Annotated in this window: 11 protein-coding genes; all 11 read left to right on the plus strand. The window is 41.4% G+C overall.

Features of this window, described 5'->3' with window-relative positions; all coding sequences use genetic code 11:
• The first annotated feature begins 163 nt into the window (after positions 1 to 163).
• The 11 genes from LVD17_RS18965 (at position 164) to LVD17_RS19015 (ending at position 19,468) form a co-directional block, all read left to right on the plus strand.
• On the plus strand, positions 164 to 358 hold the full coding sequence (locus LVD17_RS18965; protein ID WP_233760582.1) for a hypothetical protein: 195 nt from the start codon (positions 164 to 166) through the stop codon (positions 356 to 358).
• Positions 358 to 10,704, plus strand: a complete 10,347-nt coding sequence (locus LVD17_RS18970) for a T9SS type B sorting domain-containing protein (RefSeq protein ID WP_233760583.1) — start codon at positions 358 to 360, stop codon at positions 10,702 to 10,704. Before LVD17_RS18965 ends, LVD17_RS18970 begins: the two co-directional genes overlap by 1 nt.
• A gap of 116 nt (positions 10,705 to 10,820) precedes the next feature.
• Positions 10,821 to 11,237, plus strand: coding sequence for a prepilin-type N-terminal cleavage/methylation domain-containing protein (locus tag LVD17_RS18975; protein WP_233760584.1), 417 nt, complete (start codon positions 10,821 to 10,823; stop codon positions 11,235 to 11,237).
• A 494-nt stretch (positions 11,238 to 11,731) separates the two neighbouring features.
• Positions 11,732 to 13,162, plus strand: coding sequence for a GspE/PulE family protein (locus LVD17_RS18980; protein WP_233760585.1), 1,431 nt, complete (start codon positions 11,732 to 11,734; stop codon positions 13,160 to 13,162).
• A gap of 3 nt (positions 13,163 to 13,165) precedes the next feature.
• A complete protein-coding gene (locus tag LVD17_RS18985) occupies positions 13,166 to 15,085 on the plus strand; it encodes a secretin GspD/PilQ domain-containing protein (RefSeq protein WP_233760586.1) in 1,920 nt (639 codons plus the stop codon).
• A gap of 9 nt (positions 15,086 to 15,094) precedes the next feature.
• The gene (locus LVD17_RS18990) at positions 15,095 to 16,321 is read left to right on the plus strand and encodes a hypothetical protein (protein ID WP_233760587.1); all 1,227 of its coding nucleotides are present in this window, start codon (positions 15,095 to 15,097) and stop codon (positions 16,319 to 16,321) included.
• Entirely contained in the window at positions 16,305 to 16,853 is a 549-nt protein-coding gene (locus LVD17_RS18995; protein ID WP_233760588.1) for a hypothetical protein, read from the plus strand. Before LVD17_RS18990 ends, LVD17_RS18995 begins: the two co-directional genes overlap by 17 nt.
• Complete coding sequence (locus tag LVD17_RS19000) at positions 16,840 to 17,502, plus strand: hypothetical protein (protein WP_233760589.1); 663 nt, start codon at positions 16,840 to 16,842, stop codon at positions 17,500 to 17,502. The genes LVD17_RS18995 and LVD17_RS19000 overlap by 14 nt, the downstream gene beginning before the upstream one ends.
• Position 17,503: 1 nt before the next feature.
• Positions 17,504 to 17,980, plus strand: coding sequence for a hypothetical protein (locus LVD17_RS19005; RefSeq protein ID WP_233760590.1), 477 nt, complete (start codon positions 17,504 to 17,506; stop codon positions 17,978 to 17,980).
• Positions 17,981 to 18,297: 317 nt separating this feature from the next.
• A complete protein-coding gene (locus tag LVD17_RS19010; protein WP_233760591.1) occupies positions 18,298 to 18,831 on the plus strand; it encodes an OmpH/Skp family outer membrane protein in 534 nt (177 codons plus the stop codon).
• The gene (locus tag LVD17_RS19015; protein ID WP_233760592.1) at positions 18,809 to 19,468 is read left to right on the plus strand and encodes a hypothetical protein; all 660 of its coding nucleotides are present in this window, start codon (positions 18,809 to 18,811) and stop codon (positions 19,466 to 19,468) included. Before LVD17_RS19010 ends, LVD17_RS19015 begins: the two co-directional genes overlap by 23 nt.
• Positions 19,469 to 19,478: the final 10 nt, after the last annotated feature.

The raw sequence follows: 19,478 nt of genomic DNA on the forward strand, positions 1-19,478 counted from the left end.
GTTACTGTTTATAGCTTTAGCTCTTTATTTAAGTCCACTAATTCTTAACGCCGATATTGATACTGGGTGTGACAATATGGTTATAGATTATAGTGTAAACAATTGTTATGGTTCAGATGACAATGGCCAAATATTGATAGAAGTTAAAAAAGGGGTCTTCCCTTTGACATTTAAACTTTTTGATCTTAATGGCGGAAGTTACGAATTCATCCGGGAAGAAACAGTGTACTCCAATTCTGATATTTTAAAGTTTGACCAACTAAAGGAGTCGTCATATCTGGTTCAAATGGAGTCTGGAGATTGCTCTAAAACAATAGGTGGTTTGCAAGGGATAAAAATCAGCAGAAAACGACAATAATGAAGAGACTTTTAACCTTTCTTTTACTTTTAGGTCCGGTTTATTTGTATGGTCAATGTCCTACAAATGCTAATTCTGTTATAGAAGTATGTAATGATGCCAGTGAAGAGGCTACTATTACGGCTACCTTTAACGATGGAACCCCCCCTTTTACGTATGTATTATTTGACCTTTCGGGACCAACTGCAGTTTCTGATCCCTTCGGACCTGTAACTGTTACTGAAATAGCTCCCAATATTGTTCAGTTTGGGTTGGTTCCCGACGGTGATTATGTGATAAGGGTAAATGGTCCGGGACCATGCACGTCAATAATAGGAGGGTTCGGTATTAATGTGAATTCTGCTAATGCAATGGATGTTTCTTCAAGTGTTTCTCCAGCTTGTACACCTGGAACAGGTGCCATAGATTTGACAGTTACAGGAGGAGTAGCTCCATATTCATTTGCATGGAGTGGTCCTACGGCAATAGGGGATGTTGAGGACCCTGTTAACCTAGATGCAGGAACTTACGATGTGACAGTAACAGATGCGAATAATTGTACTTTTGACCTAAATGGGATTTTTGTGGCGATTGTTACCACTGCTGATGCAGGTTCTGATCAATTGTTATGTTCAGATGCAGCAACCTTGGCCGGAAATAACTTTTTAAGTGGAGAACAGGGAACATGGACGGTTTTACAAGGTTCGGGATCCTTTTCTCCTGATGCAAATACTCCTAATGCTACGGTTACAGGTTTATCAACAGGTATCAATGAATTTAGATGGACTATCACTGACCTTAGTATGACCTGTCCTGGTACTACTGATGAGGTTATTATTGAATGGTATGATTTACAATTGAACAATACTGGAGATATTATCCTTGACTGTAATGGAGATACAGATGGTGCTGGGACATTTAATGTTTCAGGAGGAAGGTCTTCTTTTTCTTTCTCCACATTGATTAATTCTGCGGGAGCTACAATTACAAACAATGCTAACTCTGTGGATTTCAGTAACGCGGCTCCTGGAACAATTTCTATTGAGGTGACAGATATTGATGGTTGTACTGCTGAGAGCTCTGTCGTTGTGACTGAACCTTTAATAATAACAGCAAGTACCAGTACTACAGATGCGAGCTGTAATGGGTTATCAGATGGTATTATTGATGTTACAGCGAGTGGGGGTACAGGTACATTGGAGTACTCACTTGATGGAGTAAACTTCCAGGCGAGTAACCAGTTCACGGGTTTATCAGCAGGAAGCTATACAGTAACGGTGCGTGATGCGAATTTATGTACCATTACGGTAGGAGCAGTGATTAACGAGCCTTTGGTAATAACAGTAAGTACCAGTACTACAGATGCGAGCTGTAATGGAGGTTCTGATGGAACAATCGATGTTACAGCGAGTGGAGGGACAGGTACATTGGAGTACTCACTTGATGGAGTAAACTTCCAGGCGAGTAACCAGTTCACGGGTTTATCAGCAGGAAGCTATACGGTAACGGTGCGTGATGCGAATTTATGTACCATTACGGTAGGAGCAGTGATTAACGAGCCTTTGATAATAACAGCAAGTACCAGTATTACAGATGCAAGCTGTAATGGAGGTTCTGACGGAACAATCGATGTTACAGCGAGTGGAGGGACAGGTACATTGGAGTACTCACTTGATGGAGTAAACTTCCAGGCCAGTAACCAGTTCACGGGTTTATCAGCAGGAAGCTATACAGTAACGGTGCGCGATGCGAATCTATGTACCATTACGGTAGGAGCAGTGATTAATGAGCCTTTGGTAATAACAGCAAGTACCAGTACTACAGATATTACCTGTAATGGGTTATCGGATGGTATTATTGATGTTACAGCGAGTGGGGGTACGGGCACATTGGAGTACTCACTTGATGGAGTAAACTTCCAGGCCAGTAACCAGTTCACGGGTTTATCAGCAGGAAGCTATACAGTAACGGTACGCGATGCGAATCTATGTACCATTACGGTAGGAGCAGTGATTAACGAGCCTTTGGTAATAACAGCAAGTACCAGTACTACAGATATTACCTGTAATGGGTTATCGGATGGTATTATTGATGTTACGGCGAGTGGGGGTACAGGCACATTGGAGTACTCACTTGATGGAGTAAACTTCCAGGCCAGTAACCAGTTCACGGGTTTATCAGCAGGAAGCTATACAGTAACGGTGCGTGATGCGAATCTATGTACCATTACGGTAGGAGCAGTGATTAACGAGCCTTTGGTAATAACAGCAAGTACCAGCACTACAGATGCGAGCTGTAATGGAGGTTCTGACGGAACTATTGATGTTACGGCGAGTGGGGGTACAGGCACATTGGAGTACTCACTTGATGGAGTAAACTTCCAGGCCAGTAACCAGTTCACGGGTTTATCAGCAGGAAGCTATACAGTAACGGTGCGTGATGCGAATCTATGTACCATTACGGTAGGAGCAGTGATTAACGAGCCTTTGGTAATAACAGCAAGTACCAGTACTACAGATGCGAGCTGTAATGGAGGTTCTGATGGAACAATCGATGTTACAGCGAGTGGAGGGACAGGTACATTGGAGTACTCACTTGATGGAGTAAACTTCCAGACCAGTAACCAGTTCACGGGTTTATCAGCAGGAAGCTATACAGTAACGGTGCGCGATGCGAATCTATGTACCATTACGGTAGGAGCAGTGATTAATGAGCCTTTGGTAATAACAGCAAGTACCAGTACTACAGATGCAAGCTGTAATGGGTTATCGGATGGTATTATTGATGTTACAGCGAGTGGGGGTACGGGCACATTGGAGTACTCACTTGATGGAGTAAACTTCCAGGCCAGTAACCAGTTCACGGGTTTATCAGCAGGAAGCTATACAGTAACGGTACGCGATGCGAATCTATGTACCATTACGGTAGGAGCAGTGATTAACGAGCCTTTGGTAATAACAGTAAGTACCAGTACTACAGATGCGAGCTGTAATGGAGGTTCTGATGGAACAATCGATGTTACAGCGAGTGGAGGGACAGGTACATTGGAGTACTCACTTGATGGAGTAAACTTCCAGGCCAGTAACCAGTTCACGGGTTTATCAGCAGGAAGCTATATAGTAACGGTGCGTGATGCGAATCTATGTACCATTACGGTAGGAGCAGTGATTAACGAGCCTTTGGTAATAACAGCAAGTACCAGTACTACAGATGCGAGCTGTAATGGGTTATCAGATGGTATTATTGATGTTACGGCGAGTGGGGGTACAGGCACATTGGAGTACTCACTTGATGGAGTAAACTTCCAGACCAGTAACCAGTTCACGGGTTTATCAGCAGGAAGCTATACAGTAACGGTACGCGATGCGAATCTATGTACCATTACGGTAGGAGCAGTGATTAACGAGCCTTTGGTAATAACAGCAAGTACCAGTATTACAGATGCAAGCTGTAATGGAGGTTCTGACGGAACAATCGATGTTACAGCGAGTGGGGGTACAGGTACATTGGAGTACTCACTTGATGGAGTAAACTTCCAGGCCAGTAACCAGTTCACGGGTTTATCAGCAGGAAGCTATACAGTAACGGTGCGTGATGCGAATTTATGTACCATTACGGTAGGAGCAGTGATTAACGAGCCTTTGGTAATAACAGTAAGTACCAGTACTACAGATGCGAGCTGTAATGGAGGTTCTGATGGAACAATCGATGTTACAGCGAGTGGAGGGACAGGTACATTGGAGTACTCACTTGATGGAGTAAACTTCCAGGCCAGTAACCAGTTCACGGGTTTATCAGCAGGAAGCTATACAGTAACGGTGCGTGATGCGAATCTATGTACCATTACGGTAGGAGCAGTGATTAACGAGCCTTTGGTAATAACAGCAAGTACCAGTATTACAGATGCAAGCTGTAATGGGTTATCAGATGGTATTATTGATGTTACGGCGAGTGGGGGTACAGGCACATTGGAGTACTCACTTGATGGAGTAAACTTCCAGGCCAGTAACCAGTTCACGGGTTTATCAGCAGGAAGCTATACGGTAACGGTACGTGATGCGAATTTATGTACCATTACGGTAGGAGCAGTGATTAACGAGCCTTTGGTAATAACAGCAAGTACCAGTACTACAGATGCGAGCTGTAATGGGTTATCAGATGGTATTATTGATGTTACAGCGAGTGGGGGTACAGGCCCATTGGAGTACTCACTTGATGGAGTAAACTTCCAGACCAGTAACCAGTTCACTGGTTTATCAGTAGGAAGCTATACAGTAACGGTACGCGATGCGAATCTATGTACCATTACGGTAGGAGCAGTGATTAACGAGCCTTTGCCAATTACCATTAATGTTACAACCACCGATGCGACATGTTCAGGAGTAGATGATGGAGTAATAGAAGTAACGACTGTAAGTGGCGGAGTCACTCCATATAGTTATACAGTAGATGGAGGCGCATCACAGGCGAGCAATACTTTCAGTGGCTTGTCTGCCGGGGATCATGATATTCAGGTGATCGATGCGAATGGTTGTTTGTCCGCGGTACAGACCGTAACGATAGGAGCAGGCACCACGATCAGTATAGATGTCGTGACACCAACCGATGCGACATGTTCAGGAGTAGATGATGGAGTAATAGAAGTAACGACTGTAAGTGGTGGAGTCACTCCATATAGTTATACAGTAGATGGAGGCGCATCACAGGCGAGCAATACTTTCAGTGGTTTGTCTGCCGGGGATCATGATATTCAGGTGATTGATGCGAATGGCTGTTTGTCCGCGGTACAGACCGTAACGATAGGAGCAGGCACCACGATCAGTATAGATGTCGTGACACCAACTGATGCGACATGTTCAGGAGTAGATGATGGAGTAATAGAAGTAACGACTGTAAGTGGCGGAGTCACTCCATATAGTTATACAGTAGATGGAGGCGCATCACAGGCGAGCAATACTTTCAGTGGCTTGTCTGCCGGGGATCATGATATTCAGGTGATCGATGCGAATGGTTGTTTGTCCGCGGTACAGACCGTAACGATAGGAGCAGGCACCACGATCAGTATAGATGTCGTGACACCAACCGATGCGACATGTTCAGGAGTAGATGATGGAGTAATAGAAGTAACGACTGTAAGTGGTGGAGTCACTCCATATAGTTATACAGTAGATGGAGGCGCATCACAGGCGAGCAATACTTTCAGTGGCTTGTCTGCCGGGGATCATGATATTCAGGTGATCGATGCGAATGGCTGTTTGTCCGCGGTACAGACCGTAACGATAGGAGCAGGCACCACGATCAGTATAGATGTCGTGACACCAACTGATGCGACATGTTCAGGAGTAGATGATGGAGTAATAGAAGTAACGACTGTAAGTGGCGGAGTCACTCCATATAGTTATACAGTAGATGGAGGCGCATCACAGGCGAGCAATACTTTCAGTGGCTTGTCTGCCGGGGATCATGATATTCAGGTGATCGATGCGAATGGTTGTTTGTCCGCGGTACAGACCGTAACGATAGGAGCAGGCACCACGATCAGTATAGATGTCGTGACACCAACCGATGCGACATGTTCAGGAGTAGATGATGGAGTAATAGAAGTAACGACTGTAAGTGGTGGAGTCACTCCATATAGTTATACAGTAGATGGAGGCGCATCACAGGCGAGCAATACTTTCAGTGGCTTGTCTGCCGGGGATCATGATATTCAGGTGATCGATGCGAATGGCTGTTTGTCCGCGGTACAGACCGTAACGATAGGAGCAGGCACCACGATCAGTATAGATGTCGTGACACCAACCGATGCGACATGTTCAGGAGTAGATGATGGAGTAATAGAAGTAACGACTGTAAGTGGTGGAGTCACTCCATATAGTTATACAGTAGATGGAGGCGCATCACAGGCGAGCAATACTTTCAGTGGTTTGTCTGCCGGGGATCATGATATTCAGGTGATTGATGCGAATGGCTGTTTGTCCGCGGTACAGACCGTAACGATAGGAGCAGGCACCACGATCAGTATAGATGTCGTGACACCAACCGATGCGACATGTTCAGGAGTAGATGATGGAGTAATAGAAGTAACGACTGTAAGTGGTGGAGTCACTCCATATAGTTATACAGTAGATGGAGGCGCATCACAGGCGAGCAATACTTTCAGTGGTTTGTCTGCCGGGGATCATGATATTCAGGTGATTGATGCGAATGGCTGTTTGTCCGCGGTACAGACCGTAACGATAGGAGCAGGCACCACGATCAGTATAGATGTCGTGACACCAACTGATGCGACATGTTCAGGAGTAGATGATGGAGTAATAGAAGTAACGACTGTAAGTGGCGGAGTCACTCCATATAGTTATACAGTAGATGGAGGCGCATCACAGGCGAGCAATACTTTCAGTGGCTTGTCTGCCGGGGATCATGATATTCAGGTGATCGATGCGAATGGTTGTTTGTCCGCGGTACAGACCGTAACGATAGGAGCAGGCACCACGATCAGTATAGATGTCGTGACACCAACCGATGCGACATGTTCAGGAGTAGATGATGGAGTAATAGAAGTAACGACTGTAAGTGGCGGAGTCACTCCATATAGTTATACAGTAGATGGAGGCGCATCACAGGCGAGCAATACTTTCAGTGGTTTGTCTGCCGGGGATCATGATATTCAGGTGATCGATGCGAATGGTTGTTTGTCCGCGGTACAGACCGTAACGATAGGAGCAGGCACCACGATCAGTATAGATGTCGTGACACCAACCGATGCGACATGTTCAGGAGTAGATGATGGAGTAATAGAAGTAACGACTGTAAGTGGTGGAGTCACTCCATATAGTTATACAGTAGATGGAGGCGCATCACAGGCGAGTAATACTTTCAGTGGCTTGTCTGCCGGGGATCATGATATTCAGGTGATCGATGCGAATGGTTGTTTGTCCGCGGTACAGACCGTAACGATAGGAGCAGGCACCACGATCAGTATAGATGTCGTGACACCAACCGATGCGACATGTTCAGGAGTAGATGATGGAGTAATAGAAGTAACGACTGTAAGTGGTGGAGTCACTCCATATAGTTATACAGTAGATGGAGGCGCATCACAGGCGAGTAATACTTTCAGTGGCTTGTCTGCCGGGGATCATGATATTCAGGTGATCGATGCGAATGGTTGTTTGTCCGCGGTACAGACCGTAACGATAGGAGCAGGCACCACGATCAGTATAGATGTCGTGACACCAACCGATGCGACATGTTCAGGAGTAGATGATGGAGTAATAGAAGTAACGACTGTAAGTGGCGGAGTCACTCCATATAGTTATACAGTAGATGGAGGCGCATCACAGGCGAGCAATACTTTCAGTGGTTTGTCTGCCGGGGATCATGATATTCAGGTGATCGATGCGAATGGTTGTTTGTCCGCGGTACAGACCGTAACAATAGGAGCAGGCACCACGATCAGTATAGATGTCGTGACACCAACCGATGCGACATGTTCAGGAGTAGATGATGGAGTAATAGAAGTAACGACTGTAAGTGGTGGAGTCACTCCATATAGTTATACAGTAGATGGAGGCGCATCACAGGCGAGCAATACTTTCAGTGGTTTGTCTGCCGGGGATCATGATATTCAGGTGATCGATGCGAATGGTTGTTTGTCCGCGGTACAGACCGTAACGATAGGAGCAGGCACCACGATCAGTATAGATGTCGTGACACCAACCGATGCGACATGTTCAGGAGTAGATGATGGAGTAATAGAAGTAACGACTGTAAGTGGTGGAGTCACTCCATATAGTTATACAGTAGATGGAGGCGCATCACAGGCGAGCAATACTTTCAGTGGTTTGTCTGCCGGGGATCATGATATTCAGGTGATCGATGCGAATGGTTGTTTGTCCGCGGTACAGACCGTAACGATAGGAGCAGGCACCACGATCAGTATAGATGTCGTGACACCAACCGATGCGACATGTTCAGGAGTAGATGATGGAGTAATAGAAGTAACGACTGTAAGTGGTGGAGTCACTCCATATAGTTATACAGTAGATGGAGGCGCATCACAGGCGAGTAATACTTTCAGTGGCTTGTCTGCCGGGGATCATGATATTCAGGTGATCGATGCGAATGGTTGTTTGTCCGCGGTACAGACCGTAACGATAGGAGCAGGCACCACGATCAGTATAGATGCGGTAAATGTAACCGATGTGACGTGCGCCGGTAGTTTATCTGATGGACAGATTGACATTGTTACTGTAAGTGGAGGAGTTACCCCATATCAATATTCAATTGATGCAGGAGCTACATTTCAATCTAATCAATTATTTACGAACCTGACTCCTGGAACCTATAACCTTGTAGCAATGGATGTAAATGGATGTTTATCAACAGCAGTTTCTCGAACAATTGCTGCACCACCTTCATGTGGAGGCTCAAACTGCTTTGCATTCACCAAAAATATTGTCTCTATTACAAGACCAGATTGTGATGATAATAACGGCGCCTTTAGATTGGAGATAACTGGTACAACCAGCTCAGGGCTTCAGGTTATTTTTGAAGCCGGATCAGGCTTGGGTAGCTATAGTGTAGCTTCTCCATCAAATACACTGGTTATTGCTGAGGACTCTCTTAGTGCGGGTATATACAGATATTCTATTTCAGATGGGGCAGGTAATACATGTTCTTTTGCAGATTCTTTTGTCGAACTGAAGGAACTTTCTTCAGTAGATGCTGAACTCTTACCGGGTTCAGAGACTGCAGTTGAATGTTTTGGTGGAGCTGGTGGAACCGTTACTCTAACAGGACTATCCGGCTCCTTCACGGGTGATTATTGGTATAATGCATCGGGTATATATGTACCACTGGCTAATGATAGAATTGTTAGAAACTTACCAGCCGGCACAACTACCATACTTGTTGCAGGTGCAAAACCTGACGGTTCAATTAATTTAAGCTGTCCTGCAGAAGTAGATGTGACAATATTTAACAGTAACACTCAGATCACATTAACGACTTCTACTACAGATGCAAGCTGTGACAACAATGATGGAAGTATAACAATTACCTCAATCAGTGGGGGAACAGGCTCTTATAGCTATCGTCTTGATGGAGTAGTCTTTAGCGATTTGCCATCAGGCGGTAAATTTGAAAATCTGGCAGGCGGTAATCATATACTTACCGTTATTGACGACGGAGTTGCTGGATGTGAGAGAGACTTTAATATAGTGGTGCCATTCCCAGGATTGGTTGATTTTTCAACTAATCCGGTTGATCCTGATTGCAGTAATAACACCGCTTCAAATGGAGAAATTGAAGTGATTATACATTCAATTGGTCAATTCCAGGTTGGTATAAGTACGGATCAGACTACAGATCCGACAGAGTTCTTTGATGTTTCCTCTAATGGATTTGGTTCATTTACTTTTGATGATTTGGCAAAAGGTGACTACTATGTAACGGTTGTTTCTACGGGAGCTACTTGCCCAAATAGACGATTGGTGTCTATTTCTGATGGGCCATCCGCTGTGAACTTTGACTATAAACTGGGGTGCATAACCGGGGGTGTTAACAGAGAGTTATTATTATCAAATATTAAAGGAGAAAATACTTCGCAGTACACCTTAAGAGTATTTGACAACTTCACATCTGATTTGGTGGATGAGGTTACATTTACACTCAATTCCGGTCAGCAGTTTTTAATTCAGAATCGTACCTTCCTTAACTTTAATAAGGAATACAGGTTGAGGCTTGTTCAGGAACAGGCGGCTTGTCCTGAGGTTGAAATAGTCTATGAACATCCGGAAATATTACGTATCCCTACCAAGCTATTTGCCCTGGTAGGTGAGACTACAAGCTCGTTGCCTGATAAGTTTACCGGGTCTATGCAGATACATGAGTTCTCGGGAGGTGAGCCTCCTTACCTGATAAGAATAGAGCTGGACTCTGCGGCTGTACCTGGACAATCCTACATCACGGATTATGATACTGTACGATTGAATAACAATTTGGAATTCGAACGTATCTATGAAGATATTCCTGCGGGTAGGTATTTTATTGAAGTGAGCGATGAATTAGGTTGCGTATTGCCACTTACAGGGCGCGTGCCTTTAAATACAGACCTTTTTGTACCTAACATCTTTACACCTAATGGAGATGGGTATAACGATACGTTCTTTGTCAGAAACCTTCCGGAATTTGATGTTGAACTTGTAGTTACGAACAGATGGGGAACAGAGGTTTATAAATCAGATGATTATAAAAATGACTGGACAGGGGATGACATCCCAGATGGTATATACTTCTACAAAATTGACGTGGCCGGCGAAGTATATAATGGCTGGGTAGAGATAATGAGAGGTAAACCTTAAAATTTTGATATGATTGCAGAGAGAGCTGCCCTATCAGGGCAGCTTTTTTTGTGCTGTTAAACAGATAGAGAGATCTGCATTAAGGATAAACCAATATTTTTTTTAATTTTGTAGCGATGAAAACTGCATTTAATAAAAAAGTTACCGGGTTTACATTGTCTGAACTTCTGGTTGTGCTGGTGATTATAGGTATATTGATACTTTTGGCTTTACCAGTACTTATGCCTTTGATTTCCAAAACAAGAAGCGTAGAAGCCAAACAGGCGCTAAAGCATTTACAGACTTTGCAAAAGACCTATTTTTATGAATACTCAAGATATTCAGGAGACCTGCAGCAACTGGGTTTTGAACAAGAGGCGCTGGTTACGGCGAATGAGGGCGGGCAAGCCAATTATATGGTGGAGATTGTTAACTATACATCAAATACATTTTTAGCCAGGGCCACGGCTGTAGTAGATTTTGATGGCGATGGTCAGTTTAACGTATGGGAAATTGATCAGTTGGGTAATTTGGTAGAAGTAGTTCCCGATTAGTTTTTGAATATTATACTGAAATTTTCTCTTGTAATCCTTTTAGCGCTTATAGCTTATGAGGACATCAGATCCAGACAGATCAGACTCGTTTTGCTTATATTGAGCTTTATCGTTTTGCTTGGCTATTTATTAACCCAGTTCTCTGCCAATATGCTTCTCCAAAGAAGTTTTTTTAATCTGGTTTATATTATGTTTCTCTGTCTGTGCATTATACTTTATATCTCATTTAAACACAGAAGACCGAATTTTAATTTAAACCGGTATTTAGGAACAGGGGATATTTTGTTTTGGATTATTCTGGTACCTTATTTTGATCTAATCCTTTTTGCTTTATTTTTTGTTATCAGTCTTTTGGTATCCTTGTTTCTCCATATGGTTTTTACCAAAAAAAATGAATTAATTCCTCTTGCCGGATATCAAAGCATCTGTTTTATAACTTATTTGATTCTTGAACCTTACCTAAGTATTGGTTTCTCATATAATATTTTTTTCTGATGAGTGATTCTGATGATATACTGAACCTTTCAACAGAATTAATGCAAATTATTACGTCAGAGCAGGCATGGCATTACTCTATTATACCCATAGAATCGAGTCAGGGAAAGATCAGGTTTTATTCTGACAGAAGTTTTAGTTCAGGAGAGATTGCCCAATTGGAGATGCTTACAGGGAAAGATGTGGTTGTTGTTCAGCAGTCTTCGGAGGTAGTGAGTAAGACATTACAGAAATATTATAGAAAAGCTGAAGCGAGGAGGAGGGAACCAGATGTTTCAGGAAATGTCGCAGCAAAAAGCTTTATTCATGACCTTTTAGAAGAAGCGGCAAATCTAGGTAGTAGTGATATACATATTGAGGTTTATGAATCAAAATGCAGAATACGTTTAAGGATAGATGGCAAGTTGGTTGAGAGGTACATTGTACCTAAGAATGAATATCCGGGATTGGTCAATAGATTAAAGATCATGTCTAATTTGGACATAGCAGAAAAACGGCTTCCTCAGGACGGGCGCATTTTTTATAACGAAGGGGGGTATCAGTTTGATATCAGGGTTAGTGTTTTACCATCACTAAATGGAGAAAAGATGGTGTTGAGGATACTAAAAAATGATGTTTCTACAGTCGATATTGAAAAGTTAGGTTTTTCAGAAAATGAATTAACTTCTTACCTGGAAGGGGTAAAGCGACCAAATGGTATTCTGCTTATCAGTGGTCCTACTGGTTCAGGAAAAACGACAACGCTTTATGCTACACTTAAACTATTAAATAATTCATCAAGAAATATTTTGACGATAGAGGATCCGGTTGAGTATACCCTGGAAGGTGTTAATCAGGTACAGCTTAAAGAGAGCATCGGTCTCGATTATTCCAGGGCTTTAAAAACTTTTTTGCGACAAGACCCTGATGTAATAATGGTTGGTGAGATTAGGGATGTGGAAACTGCTCAGATGGCAGTAAGGGCGGCTTTAACCGGACATCTTGTACTTTCAACTATTCATACTAATTCGGCATGGGGCACAGTGTCCAGGTTAATTGATATGGGTATCCCTCCTTACCTGGTAGCTTCCGTGCTCAATACTACTGTCGCCCAGCGACTGGTAAGATGCCTTTGTGATCATTGTAAGCAGTGGACACCATTGGACGGTAGCTCATTTCCAAAATCTTTCGTCCCATACGAACCTATTGAAATGCATGCAATACCTGTAGGGTGTGAACACTGTTTTCAAACTGGGTATAAGGGTCGGAGGGCGGTCTATGAGGTGATTCCGGTAGATGAGGAGTTATCACATTATATTAAAGAAAGAAAATTAGAGGTTAAAGAAGTATTTCAGGAGAAAGGCATTAACACGATGTCTTACCATGCATTCGAAATGTTGAAAAGTGGAGAGACCTCCCTGGAAGAAATATACTCTTTACTTGTAAATTAAGTTATGAAGAAGACATTGTGTTTATTTTGGGTAGGTCTGTGTATTGTAACTGCCGGTTGGTCGCAACAAAATTTTGACAGTAGACTGGAGGTTATAAAGCATCAACTCAATATACTTTCAGACTCCACAGTTGAGGGGTTAAATGGGAGTGTCAATTTTACGGTTAGCAATGTAGATATACAGCAATTTTTAAGAAGCATCGCGGAGACTCATAACATAAATATTAGTGTGGACCCGGGATTGAAAATTTCAATAACCAATAATTTTACGAATGCTACGGTAAAAGATGTCCTGTACTTTTTGTGCAGGCAATATAAGCTGGATATTACTTTTGTAAACACAATATTATCTTTTTCAGCTTATGAAGCCCCAGAGAAAGCACCAGTGAGGTATCAGCAAAAGAAACTGAATATTGTGTATAACCCTGCGAATAGCAGAGTTACTATAGAACTGGCTCAGGACAGTCTGGCACTTTTTGCAAGGCAATTTACTGAGGTTACGAACAGGAATGTTATACTGGCCCCTGGCCTTAGTAATGAAACTATAAGTGGTTATGTGAAAAATGTTACTATTGAACAGGCATTGGAGCAAATATCATTTTCAAACGGCCTGAGCTTTAGTAAGACTAAAGATGGTTTTTTTGTAATAGCCAGGAAAGAGCCTGCTGGCAATGCTAAAAGTAGCCGGAACGCATCCGGAAGCCTTGTGAATTCCCTACAAGGAGAAGGGCAATTGGATTTTAGTTACAAGGTTATTAATGGAGATACATTGGTATCGATAGATATGGTAAACGTACCTATTCTGGCTGTCATAGGGGAAGTCTCACAGGAAATTAATAAGGATTTCTTTATTTCTGCGCCGCTGAGTGGAAGTATAACAGGAAAAATGAAAGATATTTCGTTTGATAACTTGCTGGACTTATTATTAAGAACAACAGAATATACTTATAAAAAAGAGAAGGGGGTTTATATAATAGGGAGCAGAATGCAGGAAGGGTTAAGAAAAACCGAGGTGGTGAAACTTCAGTTTAGAACGGTTGATGCTATAGAAACCTTTATACCCCAGGAACTTACTAAAGGAATACAGCTAACTGTATTCAGAGACCTTAATTCTATTATATTAAGTGGAGGTGCTCCTCAAATAGATGAAATAATTGCTTTTATAAGAGCCATAGACGAGCCGGTTCCGAATATTCTTATCGAAGTAATTGTTGTTGACGTGAGAGAGGGTTTTAATATAGAAACCGGTATAAGGGCTTTTCTTTCAGACTCAGTTCCTAATACCAGTGGCCAGGTTTTCCCAGGTCTGGATGTAACTTTAAGTTCTAAATCAATTAATAATGCTCTGGATGAATTAAATAAAACGGGAATTGTGAATCTGGGCAAAGTAACACCTAAATTTTATACAACTTTAAAAGCCTTGGAGGCTAATAATAACCTGGATGTTAAATCTACGCCTAAGCTGTCTACTTTGAACGGCCATGAGGCTAATTTGAAGATTGGCCAGTCAGTTTACTTCATACAACAGACTCAGAATATCAATCCTGGGGTAAATCCAATAACTACCATATCTCAACAATTTCGGCAGGTCGAAGCCAACCTGTCAATTAATATTAATCCGATAGTGTCAGGAAATGAACATATTACTTTGAATATTGAGGCTGAATTTTCTGACTTTATTGCTCCCGAATTTGAAAATGCCCCACCGGGTAATGCCACAAGGAAATTCATTTCGAAAATCCGTGTTAAAAACGAAGAGATGATTGTGCTTGGAGGGCTGGAAGAAACCAGGAAGTCTGAGTCAAGTTCCGGCTTCCCGGTCTTATCACGGATACCCATTTTGAAATGGTTGTTTAGTTCGAGGTCAAAGGAGAAAGATGATAAGCAATTAGTTATATTTATTAAACCGACTGTGGTATACTGATATGATGCTATGGAAAAGATGCTGTCATATATAACTACACCCCGCCGTTTAACCGGTCTCAGTATTACTATTCTTGAGCAGGATAATTGGGAGTTGGCTCTTGTCGATGTTCAGAACCAGAAGGGGCAACTTAAAGTGTTAAACAGTGAATTTTCTGTAGGAAAACAGGGTGAGTTAATTGAGAATCTGGATAAAACCTGGCCAACGGTATTACTAATTGATGGAAAAAGTGTTTTTTACAGTCACTTTGGGGCCGGGGAAGACAGATCCGATGCGGAACTGTTGAATGTGATGATTCCCGGGGCAAATATTGAAGATTTTTATATTCAACGGTATAAAACTCACCAGTCGGTTACATTTCATATAATTAGGAGAGAGGTTTTTGATGAAATTTTGAGTAAATTAAAAAATGCTGGTCTCATACTAACAGATGTATTCGTGGGGCCTTGTGTTGCTCATAGCTTACTTCCATTGATTAAGAATGGAACAGGTATTATCCGTACAGCGTATGCTGACTTAACCTATGATGCAGCGGGCTTTGTTGAAATTTGTAAAGCGGATAATTCAAAATCGGACCAGACACTCATCTTAGAAGGACAGGAGTTAAAACCGCGGGAAGTACTTCCCTATGCACTGGTTTTACAATATTATCTTTCAATAGGCAATATTAGTTTTAGCTTTGATAAATCAGGATTAAATAAAGAATGGAAAAACAAGCAAATTTTTAAATGGGCTGGCAGAGTGACTCTGGGAAGCCTTTTCGTGCTTCTACTGGTCAATTTTATCCTTTTCATGTCTTTTAGTGAAACTAATTCAATGCTTAGAAGTCAGCTTTCTTCACAGTCAGCGCAGACTAAAAAATTTGCTCTGGTTAGCAAGGAAGTCGAAAATAAGAAGGTAATTATTAATAAATTGGGGTGGTTTAGTAAAAAGCATTTAGCATTTTACGCAGATAGAATAGCTGGAAGTATTCCTGAAGCCATGCAGTTAAAATCTTTAGAGATCTACCCTCCTAACGCTGAACCTGAAGAGGGGAAACAATTATCCTTCCGTTTCAATAGTATTATTATTACAGGGTGGTGCAATAATCCTATGGTTTTTAATAAGTTTCTTTTTGAGTTGAAAGAGTTTAAGTGGGTTAAAGAAGTATTGTACCCTGAGTATAACTATGATCCTTTAAAAAAGTCTGGTTTTTTTACAATAGAAGTTTCTCTTAGAGATGATGTACTGGAATAAACTTACATATAGCAAGAAAACCAAAGTTGTATTGATTTTGTGGGTTGTAGTGCTGATCGGTGCTTATTGGTTTAATTTCAGAAGGACGCTGGCTGTTTATATCGATAATAGCAATATTCAAAAACAACTGATGGACACCGAGCGTATTGCAGGTCAGGCATCAGAGTTGGCTGTAGAAAAAACAAGAATACAAGGGGTATTGGATCTTTTCAACAATGACCGGCAATATAGAGTAGCATTATTAAGTAAGATTTCCGGTCTGTCAGATTCGTTAAATGTTAACCTGAAAGAATTTAATAAACCGCATTACTACGATATAGGCATGGATAACATGCTCATAGAATCCCACGAATTAATTGTGCATGGAGATTATAAAAGTATATTAAAGCTTCTGTTTTATATGGAAAGAGATATAAAAGGGGCCAAAATATCATCAGCCGTATTCTACTTGTTTAAGAACCCCGGGGAGAGAGTCGAACATTTGAGATGCAGGCTTATACTTCAAAATATAATAATAGATGAGAAGCAATAGTAAAAGTATTTTTGGGAGCGTGGTGGTGTTACTATCATGTGTAGTATATATTACTTCATGCGATGATATTTTGGAAAAAGATATCAGTAGTAAAACTTTAACATTAATTGCACCCGGTGATAGTGTGGTTTCCGGTACTAACGAAATAAATTTTTTATGGGATCATGTAGACGGCGCTACACATTACAGGCTGCAAATAGTGGAAGGAAATTTTGATTCTCCGGATTTTTTGGTTTTAGACACGGTTATGTTTAATAATCATTTTGAGTACACCCTTGATTCAGGAAGTTATGAATGGGGAGTTAGTGCCGGAAATTCAGAATATTCCACCCTGTTTTTTAAAAGGTCACTTACTGTAGGGGAGGATACAGACTCAGGGGGAGACCTGATATTGCAATTTCCGGAAGATGGTGAAATCCTTAACGATAGTATTGTTCAGTTTAGGTGGAAAGCTTTGGCAGGAGCAGATAATTACATTTTAACAATTAACCCTGATACTCCGTTGAAGCGCCTGGCTTCTTCAAACACCCTGACGATATCCTTGGCAAACATAGATTCCACCTATAAGTGGCAGGTTGTTGGGGTAAATTCTGCAAATGGAAGCAATGTTCAGTCAGAGATATATCAATTTTCTATTGATGTAGATTGATATGAAGAATAAGAAGCCTTTATATATTTTGCCATTTGTTGTTGTGATATGGAGCATAGTCATATACAGAGTATATGACTACACTGATACCAGTACTTACTCGTATAATCCCGGCCCCTCTTCAATCCGCGATTCAACATTAATTGTAGTCAAACCATTTGACTATACGCTGCTATTAGATTATAAAGATCCTTTTGAAATCACTAAACCCGTCAGAAAGCATTCGGTAAAGACAAGTCCGAAAACACCAGTTGCTCCCCCTTCAACACCAGTTACACAAAATGTAACAAGAGATATTATTTATAGCGGATTGATTGAGAACCCATCGGCAAAAGAGAGGGTAGTGCTTATAAAAATTGATGGACAGACACACATGATAAAGGAAGGGGATGAAGTTGCTGGCGTAAAGGTCATTAAGGTGTCTGTATCTTCCATAGAAGTGGAGGTTTCAGGCATCAGGAGCACAATATCTAAGTAAGAGATTTTGTTTGAACAAACAGCACCGTTAGTTCTAGGGCTTCGGTTGTCATTTCATGTATGTAAGTTTATCGTCCTTTTTTCATTTTTATCAGGTGATAATAAATGTACTTAAGGCGGTAGTTTATTTTTAAATAATATGAAAAATATATTTAATTGACAATATACATGCTGTATGCCTAGGAATGTGAAAAACAAATGATTAACTGATGAACTCAGTTCATTTGCTTTGAGAGTAATTTTATGATTATTTTTTGCTTTTATTTTGGAATATTAATTTGGTAGATACTATATTGCACCCCATTTTAAATGCATCTCATGAAAAGTATTTACTGGCTGCTAATACTGATTTTGGCGGCACTCTCTGCATGGTCTTTGTTCCTGTCTTATCAATCTCCTAAAATTGCTTATGTACGTTCTCAGGAGTTAATTTTTAATTATTCTGGCACCAAGGAGGCCAGAGTAGATTATGAAAACAAGAAAGCAGTCTGGATGGCTAATGTAGATACGCTGCGCATGGATTTCCAACGTGCTGTAAATAGCTATAATAACGACTATAAAATACTTACCCCATCAGAAAGACAGGAGAAAGAAGCATACCTGGATAGGCAAAAATCACAACTGGACCAATATACACTAACAATAGAAGAAAAATCCAGAGAAGAAGACCAAAAAATGATGCAGGCCGTACTAAACCAGGTAAATAGTTTCGTGGAAGAATATGCAAAGACTAATAACTATGATGTCATTCTCGGTACAACGGCTTCCGGGAGTGTATTATATGGGGATGAATCGTTGGACATTACGGAAGATCTGCTAAAAGCCCTTAATGAAAACTATGAAGGGAAGTAGCATTTTATTTATTTGTTTCCTGGTGTTTTTATGCACATCCTGTTGGAAGTCTTCTGATAAACCTATGGACTGGGGTGATTACCAGACGTGGCTGGAGGATAATGAAAAGTCTCTAAAAAAAGAAAAAGAGGTAAACGGATTGGAGATTACTTTGGCTTATCTGCCTTCTGAATTGCTGACCTATCAACACCTGCAAACTGATGGTGCTGCCTTTTCGCAGCAGGACTATGATTCGATATACTCGAAGTATCGATGTGGATTGACTTTTGACCTCGTGCTGCAAGCTCCTAAAAATGACCCCAATTACAGCAACCTCATATATTATAACATTAGCAGCCAGGAGGAGTACACTTCACGAGTGTATTACTTAAACTTTCAGGCCTCTGATATACTCACTTTGGAAGTCAATGACCAGTTGTATATACCTGTGCTTACGCAATTCACAGGTTATCAGGAGCTTGGGAATGAGTTGAGAATCAGAATGGTATTTAGCCCCGATGTATACCATTGTGGAGACTGGAAAATTGACTGGCGTGAATTACAGGTAGTCTTTAAGGATCCTTTTTGGGATGTGGGCACCAATCGTTTTTCTTTTGATAAGCACATAATTAGCGATAAACCAAAACTTATTATTTAATCAATATTTG

This window comes from Fulvivirga ulvae, from assembly GCF_021389975.1.
GTDB classification, from domain to species: domain Bacteria; phylum Bacteroidota; class Bacteroidia; order Cytophagales; family Cyclobacteriaceae; genus Fulvivirga; species Fulvivirga ulvae.

Excerpts from the sequence above, each read along its gene's own strand:
- LVD17_RS18970 (WP_233760583.1), top strand. The coding sequence starts at position 358 with ATGAAGAGACTTTTAACCTTTCTTTTACTTTTAGGTCCGGTTTATTTG.
- LVD17_RS18975 (WP_233760584.1), top strand. The coding sequence starts at position 10,821 with ATGAAAACTGCATTTAATAAAAAAGTTACCGGGTTTACATTGTCTGAA.
- LVD17_RS18980 (WP_233760585.1), top strand. The coding sequence starts at position 11,732 with ATGAGTGATTCTGATGATATACTGAACCTTTCAACAGAATTAATGCAA.
- LVD17_RS18985 (WP_233760586.1), top strand. The coding sequence starts at position 13,166 with ATGAAGAAGACATTGTGTTTATTTTGGGTAGGTCTGTGTATTGTAACT.
- LVD17_RS18990 (WP_233760587.1), top strand. The coding sequence starts at position 15,095 with ATGGAAAAGATGCTGTCATATATAACTACACCCCGCCGTTTAACCGGT.
- LVD17_RS18995 (WP_233760588.1), top strand. The coding sequence starts at position 16,305 with ATGATGTACTGGAATAAACTTACATATAGCAAGAAAACCAAAGTTGTA.
- LVD17_RS19000 (WP_233760589.1), top strand. The coding sequence starts at position 16,840 with ATGAGAAGCAATAGTAAAAGTATTTTTGGGAGCGTGGTGGTGTTACTA.
- LVD17_RS19005 (WP_233760590.1), top strand. The coding sequence starts at position 17,504 with ATGAAGAATAAGAAGCCTTTATATATTTTGCCATTTGTTGTTGTGATA.
- LVD17_RS19010 (WP_233760591.1), top strand. The coding sequence starts at position 18,298 with ATGAAAAGTATTTACTGGCTGCTAATACTGATTTTGGCGGCACTCTCT.
- LVD17_RS19015 (WP_233760592.1), top strand. The coding sequence starts at position 18,809 with ATGAAAACTATGAAGGGAAGTAGCATTTTATTTATTTGTTTCCTGGTG.